Source organism: Nitratireductor lacus, assembly GCF_056431025.1.
In genome coordinates, this window is record NZ_JBWKMB010000007.1 from 34,151 (window position 1) to 59,018 (window position 24,868).

A 24,868-nucleotide genomic window follows, 5' to 3' on the forward strand; every position below is an offset into this window, starting at 1 on the left:
ACGTCTATGCCCCCTTCTCCCCGAGCGCGGGGAGAAGGTGAGGATGAGGGGCAGAGCCGGCATTCGGAAAACATCGTCACACCTTCCCTGTCATCTGCTCGGCCCGCTCGGCAAGCCGGTAGAGCTGATCGCGGCCTGGCAGGTAGGGATCGGGCCAGGTCACGCCTTTGTCTCCGAGGGTTGCCGCAGCGTGGAGCGTCCAATAGGGATCGGCCAGATGCGGGCGGGCGAGGCAGACAAGGTCGGCCCGGCCGGCCATCAGGATCGAATTGACATGGTCGGGCTCATAGATGTTGCCCACGGCCATGGTTGCCATGCCGGTTTCGTTGCGGATGCGGTCGGAGAAGGGGGTCTGGAACATGCGTCCATAGACGGGGCGGGCGCGCTTCGAGGTCTGGCCTGCCGAGACGTCGCAGATGTCGACGCCGGCCTCCTGCAACATGCGGGCGATCTCAACGGCCTCTTCCGGTGTCACGCCTTCATCGCCCACCCAGTCATTGGCCGAGATGCGCACGGAAATGGGCTTGTCGTCGGGCCAGACGGCACGCACGGCATGGAAGATTTCCAGCGGATAGCGCATGCGGTTTTCAAGGCTGCCGCCGTAGTCATCCTCGCGCCGGTTGGTGAGCGGCGAAATGAAGGACGACAGGAGGTAACCGTGGGCGCAGTGCAGTTCGAGCATGTCGAAACCGCAGCGTTCGGCCATCTGGGCAGCCGCGACGAACTGGTCGCGCACCATGTCCATGTCGTTGCGATCCATGGCTTTCGGTGTCTGGTTCTGCTCGGACCAGGACACTTCGGAGGCAGCCAGAACCGGCCAGTTGCCGTCTTTCAGCGGCGCGTCCATTTCTTCCCAGCCGAGCTGGGTCGAGCCCTTCGGGCCGGAATGGCCGATCTGCGCACAGATCTTCGCGTCCGTCTCCCGGTGAACGAAATCGACGATGCGTGTCCATGCCGTTTCGTGCTCGGGCTTGTAGAAACCAGGACAGCCGGGCGTGATGCGGCCCTCGGGGCTGACACAGGTCATCTCGATATAAACGAGGCCGGCGCCGCCCTTGGCACGCTCGCAATAATGCACCATGTGCCAGTCGGTCGGTGAGCCGTCTACGGCCTTGTACTGGGCCATGGGCGACACGACCACGCGGTTTTTCAGCGTCAGGCCGCGCAATCTGTACGGCGCGAACATGGGCGGGCGGGCGGCGTTGTCTTCCGCGCCGGCCTGCTGCTGGAACCAGCTTTCGGCGTCCGCAAGCCATTCGGGGTCGCGCAGGCGCAGGTTTTCATGGCTGATGCGCTGGGAGCGGGTGAGCAGCGAATAGTTGAACTGCACCGGATCGAGATCGAGATAGCGCTCAACCTCCTCGAACCATTCCAGCGAGTTGCGCGCCGCCGACTGGAGACGCAGGACTTCCAGCCGCCGCGCGTCTTCGTATTTGTCGAAGGCTTCCTTCAGCGTCGGCTCAGTGTGGAGATATTCGGCCAGGGCAATGGCGCTCTCGAGCGCCAGCTTGGTGCCCGAGCCGATGGAAAAGTGGGCGCTGGCGGCGGCGTCGCCCATCAGCGCGATGTTTTCATGCGACCAGCGTTCGCACAGCACGCGCGGGAAGTTGATCCACGCCGAACCGCGAATGTGGTTTGCGTTGGTCATCAGCTTGTGGCCGCCAAGGTGGTCCTTGAAAATCCGTTCGCACACGGCGATGGATTCCTGCTGGCTCATCTCGCCGAAGCCGAACTTTTCCCAGGTCTCCGGGCCGCACTCCACGATGAAGGTCGCGGTGTCGTCATCGAACTGGTAGGCGTGCGCCCACACCCAGCCATGCTCCGTTTTCTCGAAGATGAAGGTGAAGGCGTCGTCGAATTTCTGATGCGTGCCGAGCCAGACGAACTTGCACTTGCGCACGTCGATGTCAGGCTTGAACACGTCGGCGAAGGTGGTTCGCGTCCGGGAGTTCAGGCCGTCGGATGCCAGCACCATGTCGTATTCGGCCATGAAGGGGCGGGGATCGTCGATCTCGGTCTCGAATTCGAGCCTGATGCCGAGTTCGCGGGCGCGCTCCTGCAGGAGAATGAGGAGGCGCATGCGGCCGATGCCGCAGAAACCGTGTCCCGTGGAGAGCGTGCGCACGCCCTTGTGTACCACGGCGATGTCATCCCAATAGGCGAAATGCTCGCGGATGCGCTCGGCGCTGACGGGATCGTTCTCCGCCAGATTGTCGAGGGTTTCGTCAGAGAGAACCACGCCCCAGCCGAATGTGTCGTCGGGCCTGTTTCGTTCGAAAACCGTAATGTCGTGAGCTGCGTCGCGCAGCTTCATCGAGATTGCGAAGTAGAGGCCCGCCGGGCCACCGCCGAGAACAGCAACTTTCATGTTCGCGCTCCTTCCTCCCAGGATCGCTTAACACCTGGCTTGTAAGCTTGGAGCATCGCACCGGACCGGGAATATTTCAAGTATGAAATTTTAAGGTTGAAATATATCCGGCCTGGGCGCAGTCTACATGACGTGCTGCAATGATGACAGAGTCTGGGATGACAGGGTTGCGACCACGGGGCCTGCGAGAACGTCAGGCAGGCGGCTCGCTTCACCACAGGGAGGAATGCACGTGTTTTACCGCCAGGTTGCTGACTGGGACGACGCTTATGCCAATGGCGCGAACATTCCTCAGGGGGAGCGGTGGCCCGGCGTTTGGGTCGAGCCCGCGCAGGCTTACCGCGATGCCCTTTCCGCTGTAGGGCGGGCCGAGCTCGACATCCCGTACGGGGAAGGCGCGCGCAACCGTTTCGACCTCTTCCTACCGGAAGGCCGGCCAGCCGGTCTGGTTGTCTTCATTCATGGCGGCTTCTGGCTAAAACTGGACAAAAGCTACTGGTCGCATCTGGCGGCCGGGGCGGTCGACAGCGGCTATGCGGTTGCCATGCCGTCCTACACGCTTTGCCCGGAGAACTCGATTGCCGGCATTGTGCGCGAAATCGGTGCAGCCGTTTCCGCTGCGGCGGAACGCGTTGATGGACCCCTGATCCTGACCGGCCATTCGGCGGGCGGGCATCTTGCCTCGCGCATGGCCTGCGAGACCTCGCCACTGCCTGCGGATGTGCGTGCGCGGTTGCGTCATGTCCTGTCCATTTCCGGTGTGCATGACCTGCGCCCGATGATGAAGACCGCGATGAATGAGGGGCTCAAAATCACGCCCGAGGAAGCACAGGCGGAAAGCCCGGCGCTGCTTGCGCCCATGCCCGGCGTGCGCATCACCTGCTGGGTCGGCGCCTCCGAGCGTGGTGAATTCCTGCGCCAGAACGCGCTTCTGGCCAATGTCTGGGTCGGGCTTGGCGCGGAGACCGCGGCTGTGGAAGAACCAGACCGGCATCATTTCGATGTCATTGACGGACTGGCGGATTCGGATCATCAGATCGTCCGCTGTCTGTTGACAGTATGAGACTATGGGCCAAGTCTGGTCCAACCCCGTTCAGAATCCGCTCCATGGAGCCCCTATGAGACCTGTCTTCGTTCAACTGCGCTGCAAGCCCGGCAAGACCTACGAGGTTGCCGATGAGCTCTACAAGCGCGAAATCGCCTCGGAACTCTACTCGACCAGCGGCGACTACGACCTGCTCATGAAGGTCTATATCGACGATGGTGTCGACATCGGAAAATTCGTCAGCGAGAATATCGCAAATGTGCCGGGCATCCGCCGCTCGCTCACCACGTTGACCTTCAAGGCATTCTGAACAAACAAACGCCTTGGCGCGGCGCCCGGCTTGCGATACGAACCGACAATCTAAATCGGTTCGCATATGGGAGGCGGCGGTGAAACGGTCGAAAGTGAACGAGATTCTGCGCGAGGGAGACGCGTTCATCCGCTCCTTCGGCTACGTGATGCCGCCATTTGCAGACTGGACGCCCGACGAGATGAAACGGCGGCGCGAGTCGATCGGCGGTATTGTCGATGCGAGACTAGGCTGGGACATCACCGACTATGGCGGCGGCGATTTCGACCGGCGTGGCCTGTTCCTCTTCACGGTGCGCAACGGCAATCAGGACGATCTGAAGCACGGTCGCGGCATGCTCTATGCCGAGAAAATCATGATCTCCCGGCGCGATCAGGTTGCGCCGATGCACACCCATGCCATCAAGGCAGAAGACATCATCAACCGCGGCGGCGGCACGCTCTGCATCGAGCTTTTTGCGTCGGATGCCGATGGCAACATTGACCGGACGGCCCCGGTCAGCGTGCCGACGGACGGCGTGATGCGCCGTGTGGATGCGGGCGGTGTCCTCAGACTGCAGCCTGGAGAGAGCGTCACGCTCCTGCCCGGGGTCTGGCACGCCTTCTGGGGGGAAAAGGACGATGTGCTGATCGGTGAGGTTTCAACCGTGAACGACGACGTTACGGATAATATTTTCGCCGACCCGATCGCGCGGTTTTCCGAGATCGAGGAAGACGAAGACCCCTATCGGCTGCTCGTTTCGGATTACCCGACCTGGCTCTGAGGGAACCCGCGCCGCAGTGTGCCCGTTGCCTTCCGTGGCAGAACATGTTTTCTGCGCCACGAACATACGGGATTGAATCATGAGCTTGAGCACTGCGGATCGGTCAGTACCGGTCGATGCCGGGTTTTACTGGGTTGTTGCCCTGGCGCTGGCAGCGGCACTGGCACTGCAAACGCCGCTTTTCGCACAAGGGTTGCAGAGTGAAGAGGCAATCGACGCAATCGTTGGCTCCGAGGTAAAGACCGAAGAGGTCGAGGCCGACACGGCGAGCGGGCGTATCGTAGCGGCAATCGGTGCTGCCGCGGAGAGCGCCGAGCGGGTGCGCAAGACCTTTTCGCTGGAAGAGATCGACATCGTCTTCCTTCCGGACCTGGATGAAAAGAAAAGCGTGATCGTCTCGGCGATTGCCGAACACGAGGATGAGATTCGCCTGCTGCGCGAGTCGATCGAGGGCAGCGCGCTGTTTTTCCATGCCGTGGATTCACGCTCCATCCAGCTCAAAGACGTGGTCGCGCTCGAATATGCCGACAATGGCGCCGTAACAATCTTCGTGAAGGGCAGGGCAAACGGAAACTGATTGCGAGGCATCGGCGGATATGCACCACATGCCCTTGCCGCCCGCTCCGCTTTGATTTCTTATGGCTGCAAATTGTCAAGAGTAACGCGTGGACACCTTGCCCCATGGTTTTAAAGCCGGCGCAAACGCAGTCCCAGGAGATGTTTCATGAATGCTGAAGCCAGTTTGAGCACGGACGAGATCGGCAAGGCGATCCTGGAAAAGATCAAGACCCATGCGCAGGACGATGTCGAGACCATCACGCTCGACACGCCGCTGGCCGACCTTGGCATTCACTCTCTCGAACTCACCGAGATCATTTTCGATGTCGAAGACGAGTTCAATATCGAGGTGGAAATGAACACGGCTGAAGCCTGGGAGAACATGGAGACGGTCAAGGATATCGTTGCCGCCGTTCGTGAACTGGTGGACGCCAAGAAATAGATGACAGCGCCGCGCATCGTCATAACCGGCATCGGCGGCATCTGCGCGCTTGGAACCGACGCCCCGGCCATCTGGTCTTCCATGCGAGCCGGTCGCCCGGCTATTGGGCCGATCACCACTGCGCCGTTGCACGAACTGAAAGTGCGCATCGGGGCTGAGATCAAGGAATTGCCGAACCATGGCATCGACCGCAAACGGCTCGTGACCATGGACCGCTTCAGCCTTCTTGCGGCAATTTCCGCCCGGGAAGCGTTGAGCCAGTCGGGTTTTACGGTGGACGCATCGAACACGCATCGTGTGGGGGCTGTCGTCGGCACAGGCGTTTGCGGCTGGGAAGCCATCGAAGACAGCTATCGGGCAATTCTTCTTGAGGGGAAGCCGCGTACCGGCATTTTTACGGTCCCTCGCGTAATGCCGGGAGCCGCCGCCGGACAGGTCAGCATGACACTTGGTCTGCGCGGTCCTGTTTTCGGCGCCACATCTGCCTGTTCGTCATCCAACCATGCGATATTGGCGGCTGCCGATCAGATCAGGCTCGGCCGTGCCGATGTGATGCTTGCCGGTGGTTCTGATGCGCCTCTCATATACGGTATTCTGAAGGGGTGGGAAGCGTTGCGGGTTCTCGCGCCCGAGACCTGCCGGCCTTTCTCTGCCGACCGCAACGGGCTGGTGCTCGGCGAAGGCGCCGGCATTGCCGTTCTCGAAACGCTGGAACACGCACAGGCGCGCGGCGCAACCATTCTGGCCGAGCTTGCCGGTGGCGGCATGTCTGCCGACGCCTCGGACATTGTGGCTCCAACGGTCGACGGGCCGGTGTCCGCCCTCAAGGCGTGCCTGGATGAAGCCGGGCTTTCGCCGGCGGATGTCGATTACATCAATGCGCATGGCACCGGCACCAAAGCCAACGACAAGATTGAAACCGAGGCGATCAGGCGCGTGTTCGGCGCGCATGCGGAGAAACTCTCCGTGTCTTCGACCAAATCGATGCATGCGCATTGCCTGGGGGCATCCGGTGCGCTGGAACTGATCGCCTGCGTCATGGCGATCCGGGATGGCGTGGTGCCTCCCACGGCCGGTTACCGGGAGGCCGATCCCGACTGCGATCTGGACGTGACGCCAAATGAGGCGCGCAGGCGGGATGTGCGCGTGGCGCTCAGCAACGGGTTTGCATTCGGCGGCACCAATGCGGTGATCGCTGTCAAAGCGATGGATTAGCCCCGCGAAAGCGATGCCGGGGTTGCCTTCATAAACCTGATAATCTAAATCCACATTACTTGGTGGCGGTCGATGGCCGCTGGACGGTCGTGTTTTTCTTGCGGCCGATGATCTGGATTGGACGAGAGGGGAAGTCACATGAAGCGTCGTTTACTCATCGGTACCGCACTCGCAGCCGTCATGGCCTCGCCGGCTGTTGCAGCCGAGCCGCAGGAGGTGGTTTCCACTTATGCAGACATTGCGCTGGCCACCTATGAAGACAGCCTGGAGACCGCGAAGACGCTGCGCGAAGCGGTGAACCGGCTGGTGGAGGCGCCTTCTGAAGAAACGATGGCAGCCGCCCGTGAAGCCTGGCTCGCGGCGCGTGTTCCCTACCAGCAGAGCGAGGCTTATCGCTTTGGCAACGCGATTGTCGATGAATGGGAAGGAAAGGTGAATGCCTGGCCGCTCGATGAGGGCCTGATCGACTATGTCGACGCCAGCTACGGCACGGAATCCGATGCCAACGAATTCTACACGGTCAATGTGGTCGCCAATGACAAGGTGAGCGCCGGCGGTACGGAGATCGATGTCTCCGAGATCACGCCCGAGGTGATCCAGTCGCTTCACGAGGTTGGCGGTATCGAGGCGAATGTGGCCACGGGCTACCACGCCATCGAGTTTCTTCTCTGGGGGCAGGATCTCAACGGAACGGATGCGGGCGCCGGCGCGCGCTCCTACACCGATTTCGATGCGGACAACTGCACCGGCGACAATTGCGACCGTCGCGGACAGTATCTTCAGGCCGCTGCCGATCTCTTGGTCACAGATCTGGAAGAGATGGTGGCCAACTGGCAGACCGATGGCGAGGCGCGCGCGGAGGTGACGGCTGACCCGAAGGCCGGCCTGACCGCCATGCTGACGGGGCTCGGATCGCTTTCCTATGGCGAACTGGCCGGCGAGCGCATGAAGCTGGGCCTGCTTCTGAACGATCCCGAAGAGGAGCATGACTGCTTCTCCGACAACACCCACAACAGCCACTATTATGATCTCGTCGGTATCCGGAATGTCTATTTCGGTTCCTATGAGCGTGTCGATGGATCCACGGTTGAAGGTCCGAGCCTTGCCGACCTGGTGTCCGAGAAGGACCCGGCTCTGGCCGAAGAGGTGAAGGCGAAGCTCGACACCACGCTGGAGGCGATGACGGCTCTGAAGGAACGCGCCGAGGGCGGCGAAGCCTATGACCAGATGATCGGTCAGGGGAACGAGGAAGGCAATGCGGTCGTGCAGGCAGCCATTGACGGGCTTGTCGACCAGACCCGCTCGCTGGAGCGCGTGATTGTCGCGCTCGACCTTTCCGGTATCGAACTCGAAGGCTCCGACAGCCTCGACAATCCCGACGCCGTTTTTGAGTGAGATCAATTCTGCACCGGGCCGCTTGCCGGCCCGGTGTCCGTTTGTATAGACCCTTTCCATGAACGCTTCTGTCCGCGCCGCGCTTCTGACCGGCCTGTTTTCTCTCGTGACGCTATCCGTTCAGGCGGACAGTCTGTCCCCTGATTCCCGCGAGGATCTGAGCGAGAAGGATCGCAAACGGGTTGAAAAGGTCATCCGGCCTGCGACCGCTTTCGACAAGCCGGAGCGTTTCGAGCGCATGTCCGCCGGCGCGACCACGTCGACGAAGCTGATTAATGCGGACGCGTTCTCGCACTCTTCCGCCAATCTGGAGTTTGCCGAACTGGAGCGCTTCCTGCTCGGCAACGGTCTTTTCCGCAAGGATTGGGTTTCCTCACCGTCATCGACGCAGGCCTCGGACGGGCTTGGACCGCTGTTCAACGCGCGGGCCTGCCAGTCGTGCCATATCAAGGACGGGCGCGGTCATGCGCCGGCGCGGCCGGAGGATTCGGCGGTGTCGCTGCTTGTGCGCCTGTCCGTTCCGGCGAGCAGGGAGCAGGAAGCGGCGATTGCAGACGGTCGTTTGCCGGCGGCACCTGACCCGGTTTACGGGTTGCAGCTTCAGGACCATGCGGTGGCCGGGTTAAATCCCGAGGGTCGTGTCGCGATCACCTATGAGGATGTACCTGTGGCGCTCTCCGGGGGCGAGACGGTCACACTGCGCAAGCCGACGCTGCGGGTCGCCGAACCCGGTTTCGGCCCGATGCGCGATGATCTGATGATGTCGGCGCGTGTCGCGCCGCCGATGATCGGGCTCGGTCTTCTGGAAAGCGTGCATGAGGCCGACATTCTCGCCTGGGCCGACCCCGACGATGAAGACGGCGACGGCATTTCCGGACGCGCGGCAAGAGTGCGCGACGCGGAGGGCCAATGGAAGCTTGGCCGCTTTGGCTGGAAGGCCATCGCGCCCACCATCGCCGAACAGACGGCAGGCGCGTTTTCCGGCGATATGGGGCTTTCGACCCCGCTTGCGCCGGACCATTGGGGTGACTGTACCGAGGCGCAGACCGAATGCCGGACCCTGCCGCATGGCGCGCAGGAGCGACTGGGCGCCGAGGAGGTGCCGGAAGACCTGTTGAACCTCGTGACCTTCTATTCGAGCCACCTCGCCGTACCCGTGCGGCGTGACGTGGACGACGCTGCGGTGCTTGCCGGGAAGAAGGTCTTTTACGACAGTGGCTGTGCCTCGTGCCATCGGCCGAAATATGTGACCCGGCGCGATGTGGACGATCCGGCCCTGCGCTTCCAGCTTATCTGGCCGTATACCGACATGCTGCTGCATGACATGGGCGACGGGCTGGCCGATGGTCGCGGCGAGGGGCTTGCCGATGGCTATGAATGGCGCACGCCGCCGCTCTGGGGCATCGGCCTTACCGCGACAGTGAACGCGGAAGCGACATTCCTGCATGACGGTCGTGCGCGGACACTGCTAGAGGCCGTTCTCTGGCACGGCGGAGAGGCGCAGGCGGCGCGTGACCGCGTGGTCGAGATGGCAAAGCAGGATCGGGACAATCTGATCCGCTTCCTGGAATCGCTTTAAGTTTCCCGGTGCAGATTGAGTTCGGCGACGAAGTCGAACCGATCACCTTTGAAGTGGGAGCGGGTGAACTCCACCACGCGCCCTTCGACCGTGCGGGATATGCGTTCAAGAAAAAGTGCGGGCTCTCCGGCCTCGGCTTCGAGAAGGCGCGCTTCGAACTCCGGCAGGGCACACGCGCGCATGCGCTGCAGCGCCTTGTGCGGGCGCGCCCCGGCTGATGCCATGGACTCGTAGAGCGAGGTCCCCAGGGCCGAAAGGTCCGGCAGAAGGTCTGCCGGCACGATGGCCAGTTCGACTGCAAGCGGCAGGGCATCGGCAAGCCGCAGGCGATGCAGGCGCAGCACGCGGTCGCCGGGCGAGAGACCGAGCGTCATGGCCTCCTGTGCCGAAGGGCTTGCATATTCGCGCGCCAGCCAGCGCGTTTCGGGCTTCCGGCCATAGGAGAGCATGTCCTCGGTGAAGCTGGTGATCGCGGCCAGCGGCTGCTCGAAACGCTCGACCGGTGCGAGAACATAGGTGCCCGAACCCCGGCGCTGTTCCAGAACGCCCTCGCGCACCAGAAGCTCGATGCCACGTCGCACGGTGACGCGCGAGAGACCTGTCATCCCGGCCAGGAGGCGCTCCGATGGCAATGCTGCTCCGGTACCCAGAGCATCGGTCTCGATCAGAAGCCGCAGCGCATTGGCGAGCCGGATGTAGCGCGGCGTCGCGTCGGCGGCATCGATCTCGATGCCCCGGGCGAGGAGTGCGCCGAGATCTTCCCTCGTTTCTGGAAGGGTATCTGTCATCGATTGGGCGGGCTCATCATCGCAGAAATGGTATCAATCTTATAAGTCCAATTATGGATTCTACGGGAACCCAATGCAAGCGGGTTTGACCGGAAGCGCGCTGTCTTATTTCTGAAACAGGCGGATAGCATGGTTTCACTTCAATTTTGCTTCAGGGGAATGGATTTTTGCGAGGATGCCTGATAAATCATTTGGTATTAAATTGGTCTATCAGAGACGAGCCGACCCGAAACCAGAGAGCCAGCCATGACGACAGCGACAGAAACAGCAAGCGAGGTGTATCGTGACATTGAGCGGTTTTCGACCGCGGATATGCTGAGCGCCATGCTTGATGGTCAGCGAGCCGCCGTGGACGCGGCCGCTGCCGCCCTCCCGGCGCTGGAAGAGGCTGTCGAAGCGGCGGCGAAACGTCTGGCGAACCCGGAGAGCCGGCTCATCTATGTGGGTGCCGGCACGTCGGGCCGCGTGGCCATGCTGGATGCGGTCGAGCTTTACCCCACGTTTGGCTGGCCGGAGGAGCGCAGTCTTTTTCTGCTCGCGGGCGGCAGCATAAGCTTGGCCGAAGCGCGCGAGAGTGCCGAGGACGACACGGATGCGGGCCGGGCCGAGATCGACGCGGTCAACTGTGGTCCTCAGGACGTGGTCGTCGGGCTCGCCGCGAGCGGCAGCACGCCCTACACGCTTGCGGCAATCAATGCCGCGAAGGCGTGCGGCGCGCTGACCATTGGCATCGCCAACAATCCCGGCAGTGCGCTTCTTGAAAGCGCTGACTGCGCGGTGCTTCTGGAAACGGGCGCAGAGGTGCTTGCCGGCTCCACGCGCATGGCAGCCGGCACCAGCCAGAAGATCGCAATGAACCTTTTTTCCACCGCGGTCATGATGCGGCTGGGCAAGGTTTATCGCGGCCGCATGGTGGACATGAAGCCCTCCAACAGGAAGCTGATGCGTCGTGCCGTCGAGATGCTGATGCAGGTTGCCGACTGCGACGAGGCCTCGGCGCGGAAGGCGCTCGAGAAGACGGAATTCCACGTCAAGCCGGCAGTGCTCGTTCTGCGTGGCCATTCGGCGGACGAGGCGAAGACCGCCCTCGATCGCAATGGCGACGACCTGCACCGTGCGCTTGCCGAACTTGGCTGAATGGTCCCACATTTACCTACGAACCCACGGAAAGACTGACATGACTGACACGCCTTCCCTGATGTTTCAGGAAACCGCCGAGGCCGCCGAGGCGGTAGAGCGGCTTTTTGCGCAAGAGGCAAAGACCTTCGCCGAACTTGGCCGGGTGATTGCCGAGCGTGGGCCCGCCGTGGTGAGCATGTCGGCGCGGGGCTCGTCGGATCACGCCGCGAGCTTCTTCAAATATCTGTTCGAGATTCACACGGGCATTCCCGTGGCGTCCATCGGCCCTTCGGTGGCCTCCGTCTATGACGCCTCGCTGAAGCTGGAGCGTGCGCTACACATCACGATTTCCCAGTCCGGCGGGAGCCCTGACATCGTCGCCGCGCAGGCATCGGCCAAGAAGGGCGGCGCGGTTACGCTCGCAGTGGTCAATGTGGCCGAGAGCCCGCTTGCGAAGGCGGCTGACATCGTGTTGCCGATCCATGCCGGGCCGGAGCGCAGCGTGGCGGCGACCAAGAGTTTCATCGCGTCCGCAGCAGCACTTGCCGGTGTCACTCAGGCAGCCTCGGGCGATGCAGCGCTCAATAATGCGCTTGCCCGCCTGCCGGAAGCGCTAGCCGCGGCCTGCGATGTGAACTGGGAGCCGGCGCTGCCGCTTCTGACGGGTGCCGCGTCCGTCTATACCGCCGGTCGCGGTCCGGGCTTCGCCATTGCGCTGGAAGCAGCCCTGAAGGCAAAGGAAACGGCCCAGCTTCATGCCGAAGCCTTCTCCCTCGCCGAGCTGATGCACGGGCCCATGCAGCTGGTCGACAAGGGCTTTCCCATTCTTGCCTTTGTGCCGGAGGACGCAGCGCTCGCTTCAAGCGCGCAGTCGCTCGAAAAGCTGCGCGGCTTCGGTGCGCAGATTGCGAGCTTCTCTTCGCGCGATCTGGGAGAACGCACCATCAGAACGCCATCCACCGGCCATGGCCAGTTGGACCCGCTGGTCTCGCTCGTCGGTTACTATCGCCTGATCGAGCGTGTCGCGCGGGAGCGTGGGCTCAATCCGGACACACCGGACAAGCTCAAGAAGGTGACGGAAACGATCTGATCCTGCACCAGCGGCCTCCCAATCATGCCGCTGGCGTCGGGTCTGATCCTGCGTTAGCTTCCGGCAGATCAACACCGTGCCGGAAGCACTTCCATGACCTTCATTCCCGACTTCGCCACCATTCTCCAGTTTGCCCTCGCCACCTTCGTGATTTCGATTACGCCGGGTCCGGATATGACGCTGTTCGTCGGCCGGGCGCTGAGCCAGGGCAGGGCGGCCGGCTTCGCCTGCATGTTCGGTGCGATGACCGGGATCATGATCCACACGGCGCTTGTGGCGCTGGGGCTCTCGGCCCTGATTGTCGCTTCCCCGGAGGCTTTCCTTGCGCTCAAGGTGTTCGGTGCGGGCTATCTGATCTGGCTGGCCATCCAGGCGATCCGCAAAGGCTCCGCCTTCTCGCCGGAAAAGAAGGGCGGGGCGGGCCGGTCGCTCTTGAAGAACTGGGCCACGGGGCTCGGCATCAATCTTCTGAACCCGAAGATCATCCTGTTCTTCATGACGTTTCTGCCGCAGTTCGTGTCGGCCAGCGATCCGCACGCGCCGGGCAAGCTCTTCTTTCTCGGGCTTCTGTTCATTCCGCTGGCGCTGCCCATCGTCGCGCCGATGGTGATCGCGGCAGACAGTTTTTCCAAGCTTCTGAAGAAGAGCCCGCGTGTCACCCGCGTGGTCGACTATCTGTTCGCAGGCGTATTCTCGGCCTTTGCGCTGAAGATCCTGACAGCGCAGGCGCGGTGAGCCAGAATTGCCCTATTCGCCGTGGCCGGCGATCATCATGGCTTCCAGCTTCAGCCGATCAGCTTTCTTCATCCGCTCCGATGCGGATTTGAGCTGACCGCAGGCGGCCAGGATGTCGCGCCCGCGCGGGGTGCGGATGGGCGAGGCGTATCCGGCCTTGTTGACCAGATCCGCAAACTCCTCGATCTGCTCCCAGTCGGAGCATTCATAGTCGCTGCCGGGCCATGGGTTGAAGGGGATCAGGTTGATCTTGGCAGGAATGCCCTTCAGAAGCCGCACCAGTTCGCGGGCATCGTCGAGCGAGTCGTTGACACCCTTCAGCATCACATACTCAAAGGTGATACGCCGCGCGTTCGAGAGGCCTGGATAGGCGCGGCAGGCGTCGAGCAGGTCCTTCAGCGGATACTTTTTGTTGATCGGCACAAGCTCGTTGCGCAACTCATCGCGCACGGCGTGCAGCGAGATCGCCAGCATAACGCCGATTTCCTCGCCGGTGCGATAGATTTCCGGAACCACGCCGGAGGTTGAAAGCGTGATGCGGCGCTTTGAGAGCGAAAGGCCTTCGCCATCGGAGGCGATGAGAAGCGCCTGCTTCACATTCTCGAAATTGTAGAGCGGCTCGCCCATGCCCATCATGACGATGTTGGTGACCTTGCGGCCTTCCGCCGGAACGATGGCCCCGTCCGGCGTATCGGCATCGGGAAAATCGCCGAGGCGGTCGCGCGCGACGAGAAGCTGGTCGAGAATTTCGCCTGGCGTCAGGTTGCGCACCAGCTTTTGCGTGCCGGTGTGGCAGAAGGTGCAGGTGAGCGTGCAGCCGACCTGGCTGGAGATGCACAGCGTGCCACGGCCTTCCTCGGGAATGTAGACCGTTTCCACGTCGACCGGGCGGCCCGCGCCGCGCGCCGGAAAGCGCATCAGCCACTTGCAGGTGCCATCCTTCGAAATCTGCTCTTCGATGATTTCCGGGCGGGCGATTGTAAAGCGCTCATCGAGCTGTGCGCGCAGGTCCTTCGAGATGTTGAACATCTGCGAGAAATCGGAAACACCGCGAACATAGAGCCAGTGCCAGAGCTGGCGCACGCGCATGCGTGCCTGCCTCTCGGGCACACCGAGCGAGAGCAGGGCTTCCGCCAGCTCATCCCGCGAAAGGCCGATCAGCGATTGTTTTTCGGCGGTTGCGGCGGGGCGCAGCTCAGCGCGCCCCTCGGGCGTCGATAGGTCGAGTGTCAGTGCCATGGCGTTCTAGAAGTGCTTTACGGGCAGCACTCTGTGAATTCGCTCTTCGAATTCCAGGGCCACCCTTCATTGGCCGCGCTCATAGCACGCCTGAAGGCTGCCGTCACCTGTTGCGACCGGCAGCCTGTTTCACCGAACGCTACTTGCAGTTCTGCGTGGCGTTGATGGCAGCCGTGACGCCGCTCAGCGAGAAGGTGTAGCTGGTGTCGTTGCCGCGGCCCGATTTGGCGGCGATCTTCATGTCTGCTCCGCCCTTCATCGCGGCAATCAACTGGGGCTCTTCAGCCGCGTTCTCCAGCCAGGCAGACTTGCCCTTGGTGAACATGGTGAAGCTCTTGCTGCCGACGGTGACAATCACCTTGGAGTTGGTCTGGAAATCATATGCAGCGATGAACTGCGGCTCGGAAGCAACGTTCTGACCAGGCTTCTGGCTGACGAAGAAGAAAATATCGCCATGGTCGAGGCTGGCCGGCTGCTTTTCCTTCGGCACGCTCATGGCATAGCACACCTTGCCGTTACCGGACTGGTAGCTGTAGACGCCCCAGTCGCGATGCTGTCCCACCGCCGTTGCCTGGGCCAGCGCGGGGCTTGCCGCCGCCATTCCGCAAATGAGCATCAGTGTCGAAATCAGTACGCGCATCGTCTTGACCGTCTTTTTCTGCCAGTGTTTGGAGACCGGCTGGTCCCTCTAGATCACTTCATTTTTATTTAATCTGGGTTACCAAAGCGTGAAGCGAATCGACGGATTCTTCATGCGTTCAACCCCGATTGTCCGTTGCCGCAAAAACAGATGCGCCAACTCCCGAACACCCTTCATTTCCGGTTGAAACGAATGAAAGAGGCAAGAATTTGACTGACGGGGTCCTGACCCTAGACGTCTCGTTCGGTTTCTGTGAGGGCCTGCCGGGCGGCAATGCGATGCGCCGGCGTGATGTGGCGGCGTACGGCGTTAAGTGCCGCCGCCAGCACGGCGACGTCATCCGTGAAGCCGAAACCCAGCAGAAAATCAGGCACCACATCAAGCGGAAGCACGAAGTAGGCCAGAGCGGCGAGGAGAATGCCGCGCACCTTTGGCGGTGTGTCATTGTCGAGTGCGCAGTAATAGCCGGCGACAAGATCTTCCATGAAGGGCACCTGGCGGGCAGCCTTCTTCACCGTGCGCCAGAATTTGGCGCGCACACGTTCCTCGCGCTCGCGGTTCTCGCCGGGCCCGACAGGTTCAAGGATTTCGCCGATTTTCACATCTTCCATGGTGTGCTCCTGCAGGCAAAGATGTGGGAATCAGCCTGCAAAATTCAATGCTCAGTCGGAATCGGTGGCTGGATCAGCTGCGGGCCAGATCGTTCATTGCGGCAGCAAGCTTCAGATCGAGCTCGGTCAGCCCGCCCGCATCATGCGTGGACAGACTGACATTCACGGTCTTGTAGACATTCGACCAGTCGGGGTGATGGTTGAGTTTCTCGGCCATCAGCGCCGAGCGCGTCATGAAGGCGAACGCTTCGGAGAAATCGGCGAAGACGAAGCGCCGCTGGATGGAGCCGCCGTCCTCCGCAAGATCCCATCCGTCGAGTGTTCTGAGCGCCTGTTCCAGTGCTGCCGGATCGAGCTTTGCCCTTGCCATTGCCTCTCTCCATGGTATCGCCTGTCGGAACCATCACCCGGATGATAGCGCATAGACGATGAACGCAAAGCCCCGTACCTCTATCCTGTTTGTCTGTCTCGGCAATATCTGCCGTTCACCACTTGCCGAGGGCGTATTTCGCAGAGTGGTGACCGAGCGCGGGCGGCATGCGGATTTCATGATCGATTCTGCCGGAACGGGTGCCTGGCATGTGGGCAGTGCGCCCGACCCGCGCTCGATCGAGATCGCCCGCCGGTTCGGCGTCGACATCTCCATGCAGCGGGCGCGGCAGGTGAACGCCCGGGACTTTGAACGGTTCGACCTGCTTCTGGGCATGGACCGCAACAATGTCCGGACGCTGCGTGAGCGCGCGCCGGAGGCGGCGGCAGGGAAGATCCACCTCTTTCTCAATTATGCAGATGGCCGAACGCTCGACATTCCCGATCCCTATTACGGGGGCGATGACGGCTTCGCTTCAGTCTACCAGACGATCCGCGAGGCTTCCGAAGCACTGTTGTCGAAACTCGCCTGACGGTCGTAGTCCGCGCCCACCAGAGGCCAGGCTTCCTCTATGATGTACGGTCCGCCGCCGAACGAGGCGCGCGAAGACATCAGCACGAAACGACCAAGGGTGAAGGGGACCGAGGCAAAGTTGCCGCGGGCGGAAAGATAGTTTGCCACGTCGCGTGGACTGGCGTTCTTCAGGCGCGCCAGCGTTACATGCGGTGTGAACTTCCTGGGGTCCGGCGGCAGTCGTAAGCGCCGGCAGATGCCTTCAATTTCACCCTGCAGGGCGTAGAGATCAGGCGAAGCGGACACGCCGGCCCAGATGGAGTGCGGTTTCTTCTGCCCGAAGGCCCCGACACCGGAAAGCTTCATCGTGAAGGCTGGACGCCGAACCCTATCGAGGGCATTGGCGATCTCGTCGGCCGTGTGGCCTTCCACATCGCCAAAGAACCGCAATGTCAGATGATAGTTTTCGACGTCGATCCAACGAGCTCCTGGGAGGCCCCCGCGCAGAAGTGACAACGACAAAGCGGCGTCACGCGGGATCTCGAGGGCGGTGAAAAGTCGCGGCATGGCAACCTCCTCGAATCGCACTGTCAATGACAGCGAATCACCGATTGCCACCGTGAGCAAGCGGTTTCTTCATCAAGTTTTACGTGCCTTCTTCCTGTTGCTTGTCGAGCACTTCGCGGAAGGTGGGCAGGATGCGCTCCACCATGCGTGCAACACCCTGGGCATTCGGGTGCATCCCGTCTTCCAGAAGCAGTGACGGTTCGGCGGCCACGCCGTCGAGAAAGAACGGGATGAGGGGGATTTCGTGTTTCTCCGCCAACCGCTCATAGAGCGGGTTGAAGGCGGCGGCATAGTCTTCGCCCAGATTGGGCGCGGCCAGCATGCCGGCCAGGATCACATGCTGCCCGCGTTCCTTCAGTGTGGCGATCATCCGGTCGAGATTTTGTTCGGTGGATGCGGGGGGAATGCCACGCAGCATGTCGTTGGCGCCCAGCTCCAGAAGCACAATGTCTGCATCTTCAGGAATGGACCATTCAAGACGTGAAAGCCCGCCGCTGGTGGTATCGCCGGAAACGCCGGCATTGGTGATTGCAACATCGTAATCTTCCGCCCTGAGCGCGTCTTCGAGCTGTTCCGGGAAACCTTCTCCCGGCCCGAGATTGTAGCCCGCCATAAGACTGTCGCCGAAACCGACAATCTCAATTGTCCCGGCGGTTTCGGCGGTCTGGGCGCGGGCGGTCACGGCGATGCAAAGCGCCAGCATGAGTGCTGCGGCGGCCGATGAAATTTTTGTGAACTGGCCGGAAGGACGAAAAAATTTGAATGCCATGCGGGAGAACCCATATTTGCCAGAATCGAACACTTGTACGATCCCAGCGTCATTTCTTCCCAATATAGGATGTCTTTTCCGTGACAGAAGCCGTGATCGAACTTGAGAACGTGTCGCTGACGCTGGGCGAGGGCGCTTCCTCTGTGCATGTTCTCAAAGGGGTGAGCCTCTCCGTCGAACGGGGACGCTCGACAGCGATCGTCGGCCCGTCCGGTTCGGGTAAATCCACGCTGCTGATGGTGATCGCGGGGCTCGAGCGCGTTGATGACGGCATGGTGCGGGTTGGCGGAACACAGATCAACGGGCTGAGCGAAGATGCGATTGCCGCCTTTCGCGGCCGTTCGATCGGTATCGTTTTCCAGTCCTTTCACCTCATCCCCAACATGACGGCGCTGGAGAACGTCGCTGTTCCGCTGGAACTGGCCGGGCATGCCGATCCGTTTGGTGCAGCCGAGGAGGAACTGGCCGCTGTCGGTCTTTCGCAGCGCCTGACACACTATCCGGGCGAGCTCTCGGGCGGTGAACAGCAGCGCGTGGCCATTGCCCGCGCGCTGGCGCCGGGGCCGGCGATCCTGATCGCCGACGAACCGACCGGCAATCTCGATCAGGCCACGGGCCGGCAGATTGCCGATATGCTGTTTGCCAAGGCGAAGGAGCGTGGGACGTCGCTTGTGCTCGTTACCCATGATCCCGCCCTTGCCGCCCGCTGCGAGCGACAGGTGGCGATGCGCTCGGGGCGCATCGAGCCCGAGGTCGCGGTCGAGAAGGCCGCAATGGCATGAATTCGGGCGAGATGAGCTTCCGTCGCAGCCTCAGCCTGGCGTTTCGTTTCTCTTTGCGCGAGATGCGCGGCGGGCTCTCGGGCTTTTTCATCTTTCTGGCCTGCATTGCGCTGGGCGTGGGCGCCATTGGCGGTGTCAACTCCGTGGCCACGGCGATTACCGGAGCCGTGGAAGCCGAAGGCCAGTCGCTGCTTGCCGCCGATCTGCGTTTCGAGTTGAACCAGAGGCGTGCCGGCGATGCCGAGCTGTCGTTCCTTTCCGGGCTGGGCGATGTCGCCGAGAGCGCGAACATGCGCTCCATGGCGCGGCTCCCAGACGGTTCCGACCAGACGCTCGTGGAGGTGAAGGCGGTCGACGCGCTCTATCCGCTCTATGGAAAGCGGGTGACCGAGCCGCAGCTTTCCCATGATGAACTCTTCGATGAGAAGGCGGGCGCGTATGGCGCTGCGGTGCCTCAACTGCTTTTCGAGCGGCTGGGTCTCGGTGTCGGCGACCGCATCATGCTGGGCGGGGAGACCATCGAGCTGCGTGCCGTGCTTGTCAGCGAGCCGGATGCCGTTTCCGACGGGTTCGGCTTTGCGCCGCGGCTGATGATTTCGCTGGATGCGCTTCAGGCGACCGGGCTCATCCAGCCGGGAAGTCTTGTCGAGCACGTCTACAAAGTGCGGCTCAATGGCGACGCGGGCGCTCTCGAAACCGTGCAGGCGCGAGCCGCGTCCGCGTTTCCGGAGGCCGGGTGGAGCATCCGTACGCGCAGCAATGCCGCGCCCTCGCTTTCGCGCAATATCGAGCGGTTTTCGCAGTTTCTCACTCTGGTGGGACTGACGGCGCTTGTCGTGGGGGGCGTGGGGGTTGCCAACGCGGTGCGCGCCTATCTCGACAGCAAGCGTGCCGTGATTGCGACCTTCAAGAGCCTTGGCGCTTCCGGCGGTTTCGTCTTCACCGTTTACCTCGTGCAGATCCTGATGATCGCCGGGATCGGCGTTCTCGCCGGCCTGGTGATCGGCGCCCTGATGCCGTTCGGCGCATCGGCTGTTCTGGCGAATGTCCTGCCGGTTCCCGCGACGGGCGGCGTCTATCCGGCGGCGCTTATGGTGGCGGCGCTTTTTGGCGTGATGATTACGCTTGTGTTCGCGCTGATGCCGCTCGGCCGCGCTCGTGATGTGCCGGCGACGGCGCTGTTTCGCGAAATGGGCGTGGATGGCCGCGGCTGGCCGCGTCCCGTCTATATCGCTCTTTCGGTTACCATCGCGGCGGGTCTTGCCGGTTTCGCGGTCTGGTTTTCCGACGACCGGCGCATGGCTGCGATCTTTGTCGGCGCGACCGTGTTTGCCTTCATCGTGCTGAGGGTTGTGGCGCTTGGCATTGAGTGGCTGGCGCGCCGCAGTCCGCGTGTAGCCTCGACGCCGCTGCGCCTGGCGCTCGGCAATATCCATCGCCCCGGCGCGCTGACGCCCTCCGTGGTGCTGTCGCTGGGTCTCGGCCTCACGCTGCTTGCCACGCTGGCCCTGATCGACGGCAACCTGCGACGGCAGATCACCGGAAATCTGCCGGATGTCGCGCCAAACTTCTTCTTTGTCGACATCCAGAGCGGTGAGGTGGAGGCCTTTGCTGATCTGTTGGACAGGGAAGCACCCGGCGGCAAGCTGATCCAGGTGCCGATGCTGCGCGGGCGCATCACCGCGCTCAACGATGTGAATGTGCGTGACATGGAAATTCCGCCGGAGGGCGGCTGGGTGCTGCGGGGTGACCGTGGCATCACCTATGCCCGCAACGCGCCCGAAAACGCCACGCTGACACAGGGTGATTGGTGGCCGGCAGATTATCAGGGCGAACCGCTCGTTTCCTTCACGGCGGAGGAGGGCGGAGAGCTTGGTCTCAAGATAGGAGACACGATCACAGTCAATGTGCTCGGCCGTGACGTCACGGCGCGGATCGCCAATTTCCGCGCCGTCGAATGGGAATCTCTGGCCATCAACTTCGTGATGGTGTTTTCGCCCAACACATTTGCCGGCGCTCCGCATGCCTGGCTGGCGACGCTGACGGATGCGGAAGCAACGCAGGCCGACGAATCGCAGATCCTCAATGCTGTCACGCGCAATTTCCCGACGGTGACCACCGTGCGTGTGAAGGATGCACTCGATGTGGTGAACCGGCTTGTCGAGCAATTGGCCACCGCAATCCGTGCGGCAGCCGCCGTTGCGCTGATTGCCTCGGTTCTCGTGCTTTCCGGTGCACTGGCAGCCGGCAACCGGGCGCGGGTGCACGATGCCGTGGTCCTGAAGACGCTGGGCGCGACACGGCGCACGCTGATTGCCGCCTTTTCGCTCGAATATCTGCTGATCGGTCTCGCCACGGCGGTGTTCGCGCTGCTTGCGGGCGGGATTGCAGCCTGGTTTGTGGTGACGCAGGTGATGGGCCTGCCCTCAAGCTTCCTGCCGGAGGTGGCGTTCACCACCGTTGTGGTGGCGCTGGTGATGACGGTTGGCTTCGGCCTGATCGGCACGTGGCGGGTTCTCGGACACAAGGCGGCGCCGGTTCTGCGCAATCTGTGAGCGTGAAAAACCGTTAACCCTTCGCGCGGAGAGGTGCCGTTTCGCCCGCGAACTGTTGCCGCAGGCGCATTTCCGGCGTGGGGAGGTCTTGTCCTGAACACAAACTGACATCATATTTGATCTACGCATGCTGGTATCCCGCCAGCGGCGCACGGTCTCACGGCCGTCACCGGACGGGATTAAAGCCAGAAAGGGGTAATTATGGCTGACCTTCGTAACTATCAGGCCCGCGCAACGCCCGGCGTGCGCGCGGACGCGGCCATCGACGAGGGCCTGCGCGCCTATATGATCCGCGTCTACAACCTTATGGCGCTCGGCCTGGCGATCACCGGCCTTGCAGCCTTTGGCGCGTTCAACCTTGCCATCGCCGACGGCCAGCTCACGGCTTTCGGCCAGCTCATCTATGCCAGCGCCTTCCGCTGGGTTGTGATTCTCGCACCGCTTGCGCTGGTGTTCTTCCTGAGCTTCCGCATTCAGAACATGAGCGTCGGAGCGGCACAGACAACCTTCTGGGTCTATTCAGCCCTGGTGGGTCTGTCCCTGTCGACGGTCTTCCTCGTTTTCACGGGTGAAAGCATCGTCCGTACGTTCTTCATCACCGCCGCTTCGTTCGGCGCGCTGTCGCTCTGGGGCTACACGACCAAGCGTGACCTTTCGGGCATGGGGTCGTTCCTGTTCATGGGTCTGATCGGCATCATCATTGCCTCGATCGTGAACATTTTCCTCGGCTCATCGGCGCTGCAGTTCGCCATTTCGGTGATCGGCGTGCTGGTGTTCGCCGGCCTGACGGCCTACGACACCCAGCAGATCAAGGAGATGTATTACGAGGGCGACGATGCCACCGTGTCCGGCCGCAAGGCGATCATGGGCGCGCTGCGTCTCTATCTCGACTTCATCAACCTGTTCATGTTCCTGCTGCAGTTCCTCGGAAATCGCGAGTAGCGGGCGCGGAACCAGAAACAGTGCTATGGAGAGGGCGGCTTTCGGGCCGCCCTTTCTTTTGCTTCATTCGAGAGCGACCACCGAGTTTCCATGAAACCCACCATCCGCCCCGCAACCCCGGCTGATCTCCCTGCCATCACCCGCATCTACGCCCACGCCGTTGCCGGGGGCACGGCAAGCTATGAGCTTGAACCGCCGGGCGAGGCCGAGATGCGCGAGCGCATGGAGGCGCTCGTTCGCAATGGCTACCCCTATATCGTTGCGGAGAATGAAGACGAAATTCTCGGTTACGCCTATGCGGGACCGTTTCGCCCGAGACGGGCCTATCGCTTCATGGTCGAGGATTCGGTTTATCTGGCGCCGGAAGCGCAGGGTCGCGGCGTCGGGCGGCTTTTGCTTCAGGCGCTGGTTAAAGCGTGCGAACGGTGCGGATTTCGCCAGATCGTCGCCGTTATCGGCGACGGCTCGGAGGAAAGCGCCTCGGTAAAACTGCATCGGGCCGCAGGTTTCCGCGATGCGGGCATTCTTCGCGGCAGCGGCTTCAAGCACGGGCGCTGGCTCGACACGGTGTTTATGCAGCTCGCGCTGAATGGGGGCGACAGTGCGCTGCCCGATCCCGATTCCATCCCCGAGCGGCTGTTTCGGGGCGAGTCGGTTCGTTGAGGACGATCTAAACCATCTTTCGGTCCCGACCCGACAGCGCCGCGCGTCTTATAAGACGCGCAAGGGACGCTGTAACACTTTCAAATGAATTCATTTGAAAGCGACATGCATTAGGTGACGAGTTTCAGCTTCTTGTCGAACACGGCCAGGACGCGTGCCAGTTCGTGTCCACGTTTCAGGATTGCGCCTGTGGCGGCGATAACGCTGTAGGCACCCTGCTTCCGGGTCAGCTTGGGATCCTTGACGATCTGAAACAGCGGGACTTCGCTGGTTCGCCGGAAGACGGAGAACACCGCCCGGTCCCGGAGATGATCGATGGCGTAGTCACGCCACTCGCCTGCCGCGACCATGCGGCCGTAGATGCGCAGAATCTGATCCAGTTCGCGCCGCTCGAAGGTTACGGGGAGATCGGAACGTGCCCTGCGTGCCTCGTGCAGCGGAATCAGTATCCCGGAGCCGTCCCTATCCTCCCCCGCGCTGCCGTAATCGGTCATTGGCTGTACCTCATGACGATTTGGTGACATGGGAAGGTTCGCCCGCCATAGGCGGAATTGCAAGCCCGCATTCCCCAGGCTGCATCTGGTCGGGCCTGAGATGCGAAAAAGCGCGCCTCATCCTTCTTGATGGCATGGTTCATCAGAGTGGTTAGAGTTACCCACATCTTTTGCCGGCACGGCTATTCTTGGTCTGCAAGCCTCAATTGTTAGCCGGTAGTCACAAATCAGGACCGTTTGTCGGAATTGGTGATGACTTGCCTTTTTCTTGCCGCATTTTGTTCAAGCTCACGCCCCATTGTGCCGCAACGATCCGCCCGTTGCCTGAGACGGTTCGGTCCGGACACGGATCCCGAAAACCCCAAGCCCCCCCGCCCTCGGGGTCATGCCCGGATCGAACCAACTCTCGGATGTCCGAGCGGGCAACGGTCCCAAGAGATCAAAACCGGTGCTGAATGAGTCAGCGCCGGTTTTTCTTTTGGGACCAGGCCGCGCGGCGGCCATATTCATAGGCCCCCATCCCCGGGGTTCATGGCAAATGCGCCCAATATCGCTCCCGGTCGACCGTCTTTGTCGACGCGCTGGAGCAGGAGTGCGCAGCCATTGCCCTTCTGCACCAGTTCGGCCTTGGGCATTTCGAAGCTCTTGGCCGCGCCGTCCCACATGCCGATCGTCTGGATGCGGTTGACAGCATTGCGATATTGTATCGACCGCCCGCGGTTTTCGCCGGCGCGGATATCCACTGTGCTTTGCGGCGTGTAATCGACAAAGACCAGATGCGCATTGATGGGCTCGCCCTTCAGGTTCTCGGGTATTGAGCCGACATTGACGACGATGGTGTCGCCCATGTCCTTGAGGGAAATATCCACCTGAAGTCCGTCCACGGTTCCTGCGAGGGCTTCAAGCGTTGAAGTGACCTTGCCCCGGTCCGCGCCATTCATGTCGCGCCGGCCGTTGACGATGGCCTGTGGTGTGTAGACGGATGCCCTTTGAAGTGCACCGGCATATCTTCTCTGCCGTTCGGAGTTAGCCGGGCTTGCGAGCGCATCACGCCAGCCCAGATAGTCCCAGTAATCGACGTGGTAAGCGAGGGCGACAACATCGTCCCTTGCGGCGAGTTCACCCAGCACAGCGTCTGCGGGTGGACATGAATTGCAGCCCTGGCTCGTGAAGAGCTCCACAACACCGATCGGGTCGACCGGGCGGCTGGTGCTTTCAGCACTGCCGGGGCCAGTGAAGGCCAATAAGCCTAAAGCCGCAGCCAGAAAATGGCCGGGTATCCAGAGCCGAAACATGCGCTCTCCGTTTGGGATGTG

26 protein-coding genes are annotated in these 24,868 nt (G+C 61.9%); 16 read left to right on the forward strand and 10 right to left on the reverse strand.

The window, feature by feature from the left end:
- Positions 1–76: 76 nt before the first annotated feature.
- Complete coding sequence (locus tag AC07E3_RS07475; protein WP_478360963.1) at positions 77–2,368, reverse strand: bifunctional salicylyl-CoA 5-hydroxylase/oxidoreductase; 2,292 nt, start codon at positions 2,366–2,368, stop codon at positions 77–79.
- Between the two features lie 232 nt (positions 2,369–2,600).
- Between AC07E3_RS07475 and AC07E3_RS07480 the strand changes: the two genes are divergently transcribed.
- The 8 genes from AC07E3_RS07480 to AC07E3_RS07515 all read left to right on the forward strand — a co-directional run bounded on the left by AC07E3_RS07480 (position 2,601) and on the right by AC07E3_RS07515 (position 9,675).
- The gene (locus AC07E3_RS07480) at positions 2,601–3,431 is read left to right on the forward strand and encodes an alpha/beta hydrolase (RefSeq protein ID WP_478360965.1); all 831 of its coding nucleotides are present in this window, start codon (positions 2,601–2,603) and stop codon (positions 3,429–3,431) included.
- 55 nt (positions 3,432–3,486) lie between these two features.
- Positions 3,487–3,723 (forward strand): Lrp/AsnC ligand binding domain-containing protein, encoded by a 237-nt coding sequence (locus tag AC07E3_RS07485; RefSeq protein ID WP_007010700.1) that lies wholly within the window; start codon positions 3,487–3,489, stop codon positions 3,721–3,723.
- A 79-nt stretch (positions 3,724–3,802) separates the two neighbouring features.
- Positions 3,803–4,486 (forward strand): D-lyxose/D-mannose family sugar isomerase, encoded by a 684-nt coding sequence (locus AC07E3_RS07490; RefSeq protein ID WP_336070994.1) that lies wholly within the window; start codon positions 3,803–3,805, stop codon positions 4,484–4,486.
- Between the two features lie 79 nt (positions 4,487–4,565).
- Positions 4,566–5,063, forward strand: a complete 498-nt coding sequence (locus AC07E3_RS07495) for a hypothetical protein (RefSeq protein WP_336070995.1) — start codon at positions 4,566–4,568, stop codon at positions 5,061–5,063.
- Positions 5,064–5,210: 147 nt separating this feature from the next.
- Positions 5,211–5,486, forward strand: coding sequence for an acyl carrier protein (locus AC07E3_RS07500; RefSeq protein ID WP_065816811.1), 276 nt, complete (start codon positions 5,211–5,213; stop codon positions 5,484–5,486).
- Complete coding sequence (locus AC07E3_RS07505) at positions 5,487–6,701, forward strand: beta-ketoacyl-[acyl-carrier-protein] synthase family protein (protein WP_336070996.1); 1,215 nt, start codon at positions 5,487–5,489, stop codon at positions 6,699–6,701.
- A 138-nt stretch (positions 6,702–6,839) separates the two neighbouring features.
- Positions 6,840–8,096 carry an imelysin family protein gene (locus tag AC07E3_RS07510; RefSeq protein WP_374730043.1) on the forward strand — a complete coding sequence of 419 codons (1,257 nt, stop codon included), beginning with the start codon at positions 6,840–6,842 and terminating at the stop codon, positions 8,094–8,096.
- Between the two features lie 58 nt (positions 8,097–8,154).
- Positions 8,155–9,675, forward strand: a complete 1,521-nt coding sequence (locus AC07E3_RS07515; protein ID WP_478360970.1) for a di-heme oxidoreductase family protein — start codon at positions 8,155–8,157, stop codon at positions 9,673–9,675.
- On the opposite strand, the gene AC07E3_RS07520 is transcribed toward AC07E3_RS07515, so the two are convergent.
- Positions 9,672–10,463 (reverse strand): GntR family transcriptional regulator, encoded by a 792-nt coding sequence (locus tag AC07E3_RS07520; protein ID WP_478360972.1) that lies wholly within the window; start codon positions 10,461–10,463, stop codon positions 9,672–9,674. The genes AC07E3_RS07515 and AC07E3_RS07520 overlap by 4 nt on opposite strands.
- Before the next feature lie 246 nt (positions 10,464–10,709).
- Between AC07E3_RS07520 and AC07E3_RS07525 the strand changes: the two genes are divergently transcribed.
- From AC07E3_RS07525 to AC07E3_RS07535, 3 genes are all read left to right on the forward strand, one after another.
- Complete coding sequence (locus tag AC07E3_RS07525) at positions 10,710–11,600, forward strand: N-acetylmuramic acid 6-phosphate etherase (RefSeq protein ID WP_478360974.1); 891 nt, start codon at positions 10,710–10,712, stop codon at positions 11,598–11,600.
- A gap of 40 nt (positions 11,601–11,640) precedes the next feature.
- Positions 11,641–12,672 carry an SIS domain-containing protein gene (locus AC07E3_RS07530; RefSeq protein ID WP_336071001.1) on the forward strand — a complete coding sequence of 344 codons (1,032 nt, stop codon included), beginning with the start codon at positions 11,641–11,643 and terminating at the stop codon, positions 12,670–12,672.
- Positions 12,673–12,765: 93 nt separating this feature from the next.
- Positions 12,766–13,407, forward strand: a complete 642-nt coding sequence (locus tag AC07E3_RS07535; RefSeq protein WP_065816817.1) for a LysE family translocator — start codon at positions 12,766–12,768, stop codon at positions 13,405–13,407.
- Positions 13,408–13,419: 12 nt separating this feature from the next.
- Here the strand turns inward: AC07E3_RS07535 and rlmN are convergent, their stop codons facing one another.
- The 4 genes from rlmN to AC07E3_RS07555 form a co-directional block, all read right to left on the reverse strand.
- The gene (rlmN, locus tag AC07E3_RS07540; RefSeq protein ID WP_336071004.1) at positions 13,420–14,646 is read right to left on the reverse strand and encodes a dual-specificity RNA methyltransferase RlmN; all 1,227 of its coding nucleotides are present in this window, start codon (positions 14,644–14,646) and stop codon (positions 13,420–13,422) included.
- A gap of 139 nt (positions 14,647–14,785) precedes the next feature.
- A complete protein-coding gene (locus AC07E3_RS07545; protein WP_336071006.1) occupies positions 14,786–15,286 on the reverse strand; it encodes an invasion associated locus B family protein in 501 nt (166 codons plus the stop codon).
- A 230-nt stretch (positions 15,287–15,516) separates the two neighbouring features.
- The gene (locus AC07E3_RS07550; protein WP_336071008.1) at positions 15,517–15,897 is read right to left on the reverse strand and encodes a YkvA family protein; all 381 of its coding nucleotides are present in this window, start codon (positions 15,895–15,897) and stop codon (positions 15,517–15,519) included.
- Between the two features lie 73 nt (positions 15,898–15,970).
- Positions 15,971–16,267 (reverse strand): 4a-hydroxytetrahydrobiopterin dehydratase, encoded by a 297-nt coding sequence (locus tag AC07E3_RS07555; RefSeq protein WP_478360978.1) that lies wholly within the window; start codon positions 16,265–16,267, stop codon positions 15,971–15,973.
- Between the two features lie 58 nt (positions 16,268–16,325).
- Between AC07E3_RS07555 and AC07E3_RS07560 the strand changes: the two genes are divergently transcribed.
- Positions 16,326–16,799, forward strand: a complete 474-nt coding sequence (locus AC07E3_RS07560; RefSeq protein ID WP_478360980.1) for a low molecular weight protein-tyrosine-phosphatase — start codon at positions 16,326–16,328, stop codon at positions 16,797–16,799.
- Here AC07E3_RS07560 and thpR read toward each other — a convergent pair.
- Positions 16,748–17,347, reverse strand: coding sequence for an RNA 2',3'-cyclic phosphodiesterase (gene thpR / locus AC07E3_RS07565; protein ID WP_478360982.1), 600 nt, complete (start codon positions 17,345–17,347; stop codon positions 16,748–16,750). The two genes, AC07E3_RS07560 and thpR, sit on opposite strands and share 52 nt — an antisense overlap.
- 79 nt (positions 17,348–17,426) lie before the next feature.
- Positions 17,427–18,116 (reverse strand): arylesterase, encoded by a 690-nt coding sequence (locus tag AC07E3_RS07570; RefSeq protein WP_478360984.1) that lies wholly within the window; start codon positions 18,114–18,116, stop codon positions 17,427–17,429.
- 80 nt (positions 18,117–18,196) lie between these two features.
- On the opposite strand from AC07E3_RS07570, the gene AC07E3_RS07575 reads away from it, so the two are divergent.
- The 4 genes from AC07E3_RS07575 (at position 18,197) to AC07E3_RS07590 (ending at position 23,058) form a co-directional block, all read left to right on the forward strand.
- On the forward strand, positions 18,197–18,898 hold the full coding sequence (locus AC07E3_RS07575; protein WP_336071014.1) for an ABC transporter ATP-binding protein: 702 nt from the start codon (positions 18,197–18,199) through the stop codon (positions 18,896–18,898).
- A gap of 11 nt (positions 18,899–18,909) precedes the next feature.
- A complete protein-coding gene (locus AC07E3_RS07580; protein WP_478361110.1) occupies positions 18,910–21,453 on the forward strand; it encodes an ABC transporter permease in 2,544 nt (847 codons plus the stop codon).
- A 201-nt stretch (positions 21,454–21,654) separates the two neighbouring features.
- Positions 21,655–22,395, forward strand: a complete 741-nt coding sequence (locus AC07E3_RS07585; RefSeq protein ID WP_007010679.1) for a Bax inhibitor-1/YccA family protein — start codon at positions 21,655–21,657, stop codon at positions 22,393–22,395.
- Between the two features lie 90 nt (positions 22,396–22,485).
- A complete protein-coding gene (locus AC07E3_RS07590; protein ID WP_478360987.1) occupies positions 22,486–23,058 on the forward strand; it encodes an N-acetyltransferase family protein in 573 nt (190 codons plus the stop codon).
- 110 nt (positions 23,059–23,168) lie between these two features.
- Here AC07E3_RS07590 and AC07E3_RS07595 read toward each other — a convergent pair whose 3' ends face one another.
- Both AC07E3_RS07595 and AC07E3_RS07600 read right to left on the reverse strand, forming a co-directional pair.
- Positions 23,169–23,552 (reverse strand): DUF2794 domain-containing protein, encoded by a 384-nt coding sequence (locus tag AC07E3_RS07595; protein ID WP_025031307.1) that lies wholly within the window; start codon positions 23,550–23,552, stop codon positions 23,169–23,171.
- Between the two features lie 506 nt (positions 23,553–24,058).
- A complete protein-coding gene (locus AC07E3_RS07600) occupies positions 24,059–24,847 on the reverse strand; it encodes a DUF1223 domain-containing protein (RefSeq protein WP_336071019.1) in 789 nt (262 codons plus the stop codon).
- Between the last annotated feature and the right edge of the window lie 21 nt (positions 24,848–24,868).

Excerpts from the sequence above, each read along its gene's own strand:
- AC07E3_RS07475 (WP_478360963.1), bottom strand. The coding sequence starts at position 2,368 with ATGAAAGTTGCTGTTCTCGGCGGTGGCCCGGCGGGCCTCTACTTCGCA.
- AC07E3_RS07485 (WP_007010700.1), top strand. The coding sequence starts at position 3,487 with ATGAGACCTGTCTTCGTTCAACTGCGCTGCAAGCCCGGCAAGACCTAC.
- AC07E3_RS07495 (WP_336070995.1), top strand. The coding sequence starts at position 4,566 with ATGAGCTTGAGCACTGCGGATCGGTCAGTACCGGTCGATGCCGGGTTT.
- AC07E3_RS07500 (WP_065816811.1), top strand. The coding sequence starts at position 5,211 with ATGAATGCTGAAGCCAGTTTGAGCACGGACGAGATCGGCAAGGCGATC.
- AC07E3_RS07505 (WP_336070996.1), top strand. The coding sequence starts at position 5,487 with ATGACAGCGCCGCGCATCGTCATAACCGGCATCGGCGGCATCTGCGCG.
- AC07E3_RS07510 (WP_374730043.1), top strand. The coding sequence starts at position 6,840 with ATGAAGCGTCGTTTACTCATCGGTACCGCACTCGCAGCCGTCATGGCC.
- AC07E3_RS07515 (WP_478360970.1), top strand. The coding sequence starts at position 8,155 with ATGAACGCTTCTGTCCGCGCCGCGCTTCTGACCGGCCTGTTTTCTCTC.
- AC07E3_RS07520 (WP_478360972.1), bottom strand. The coding sequence starts at position 10,463 with ATGACAGATACCCTTCCAGAAACGAGGGAAGATCTCGGCGCACTCCTC.
- AC07E3_RS07525 (WP_478360974.1), top strand. The coding sequence starts at position 10,710 with ATGACGACAGCGACAGAAACAGCAAGCGAGGTGTATCGTGACATTGAG.
- AC07E3_RS07530 (WP_336071001.1), top strand. The coding sequence starts at position 11,641 with ATGACTGACACGCCTTCCCTGATGTTTCAGGAAACCGCCGAGGCCGCC.
- AC07E3_RS07535 (WP_065816817.1), top strand. The coding sequence starts at position 12,766 with ATGACCTTCATTCCCGACTTCGCCACCATTCTCCAGTTTGCCCTCGCC.
- rlmN (WP_336071004.1), bottom strand. The coding sequence starts at position 14,646 with ATGGCACTGACACTCGACCTATCGACGCCCGAGGGGCGCGCTGAGCTG.
- AC07E3_RS07545 (WP_336071006.1), bottom strand. The coding sequence starts at position 15,286 with ATGCGCGTACTGATTTCGACACTGATGCTCATTTGCGGAATGGCGGCG.
- AC07E3_RS07550 (WP_336071008.1), bottom strand. The coding sequence starts at position 15,897 with ATGGAAGATGTGAAAATCGGCGAAATCCTTGAACCTGTCGGGCCCGGC.
- AC07E3_RS07555 (WP_478360978.1), bottom strand. The coding sequence starts at position 16,267 with ATGGCAAGGGCAAAGCTCGATCCGGCAGCACTGGAACAGGCGCTCAGA.
- AC07E3_RS07560 (WP_478360980.1), top strand. The coding sequence starts at position 16,326 with ATGAACGCAAAGCCCCGTACCTCTATCCTGTTTGTCTGTCTCGGCAAT.
- thpR (WP_478360982.1), bottom strand. The coding sequence starts at position 17,347 with ATGCCGCGACTTTTCACCGCCCTCGAGATCCCGCGTGACGCCGCTTTG.
- AC07E3_RS07570 (WP_478360984.1), bottom strand. The coding sequence starts at position 18,116 with ATGGCATTCAAATTTTTTCGTCCTTCCGGCCAGTTCACAAAAATTTCA.
- AC07E3_RS07580 (WP_478361110.1), top strand. The coding sequence starts at position 18,910 with ATGAGCTTCCGTCGCAGCCTCAGCCTGGCGTTTCGTTTCTCTTTGCGC.
- AC07E3_RS07585 (WP_007010679.1), top strand. The coding sequence starts at position 21,655 with ATGGCTGACCTTCGTAACTATCAGGCCCGCGCAACGCCCGGCGTGCGC.
- AC07E3_RS07590 (WP_478360987.1), top strand. The coding sequence starts at position 22,486 with ATGAAACCCACCATCCGCCCCGCAACCCCGGCTGATCTCCCTGCCATC.
- AC07E3_RS07595 (WP_025031307.1), bottom strand. The coding sequence starts at position 23,552 with ATGACCGATTACGGCAGCGCGGGGGAGGATAGGGACGGCTCCGGGATA.
- AC07E3_RS07600 (WP_336071019.1), bottom strand. The coding sequence starts at position 24,847 with ATGTTTCGGCTCTGGATACCCGGCCATTTTCTGGCTGCGGCTTTAGGC.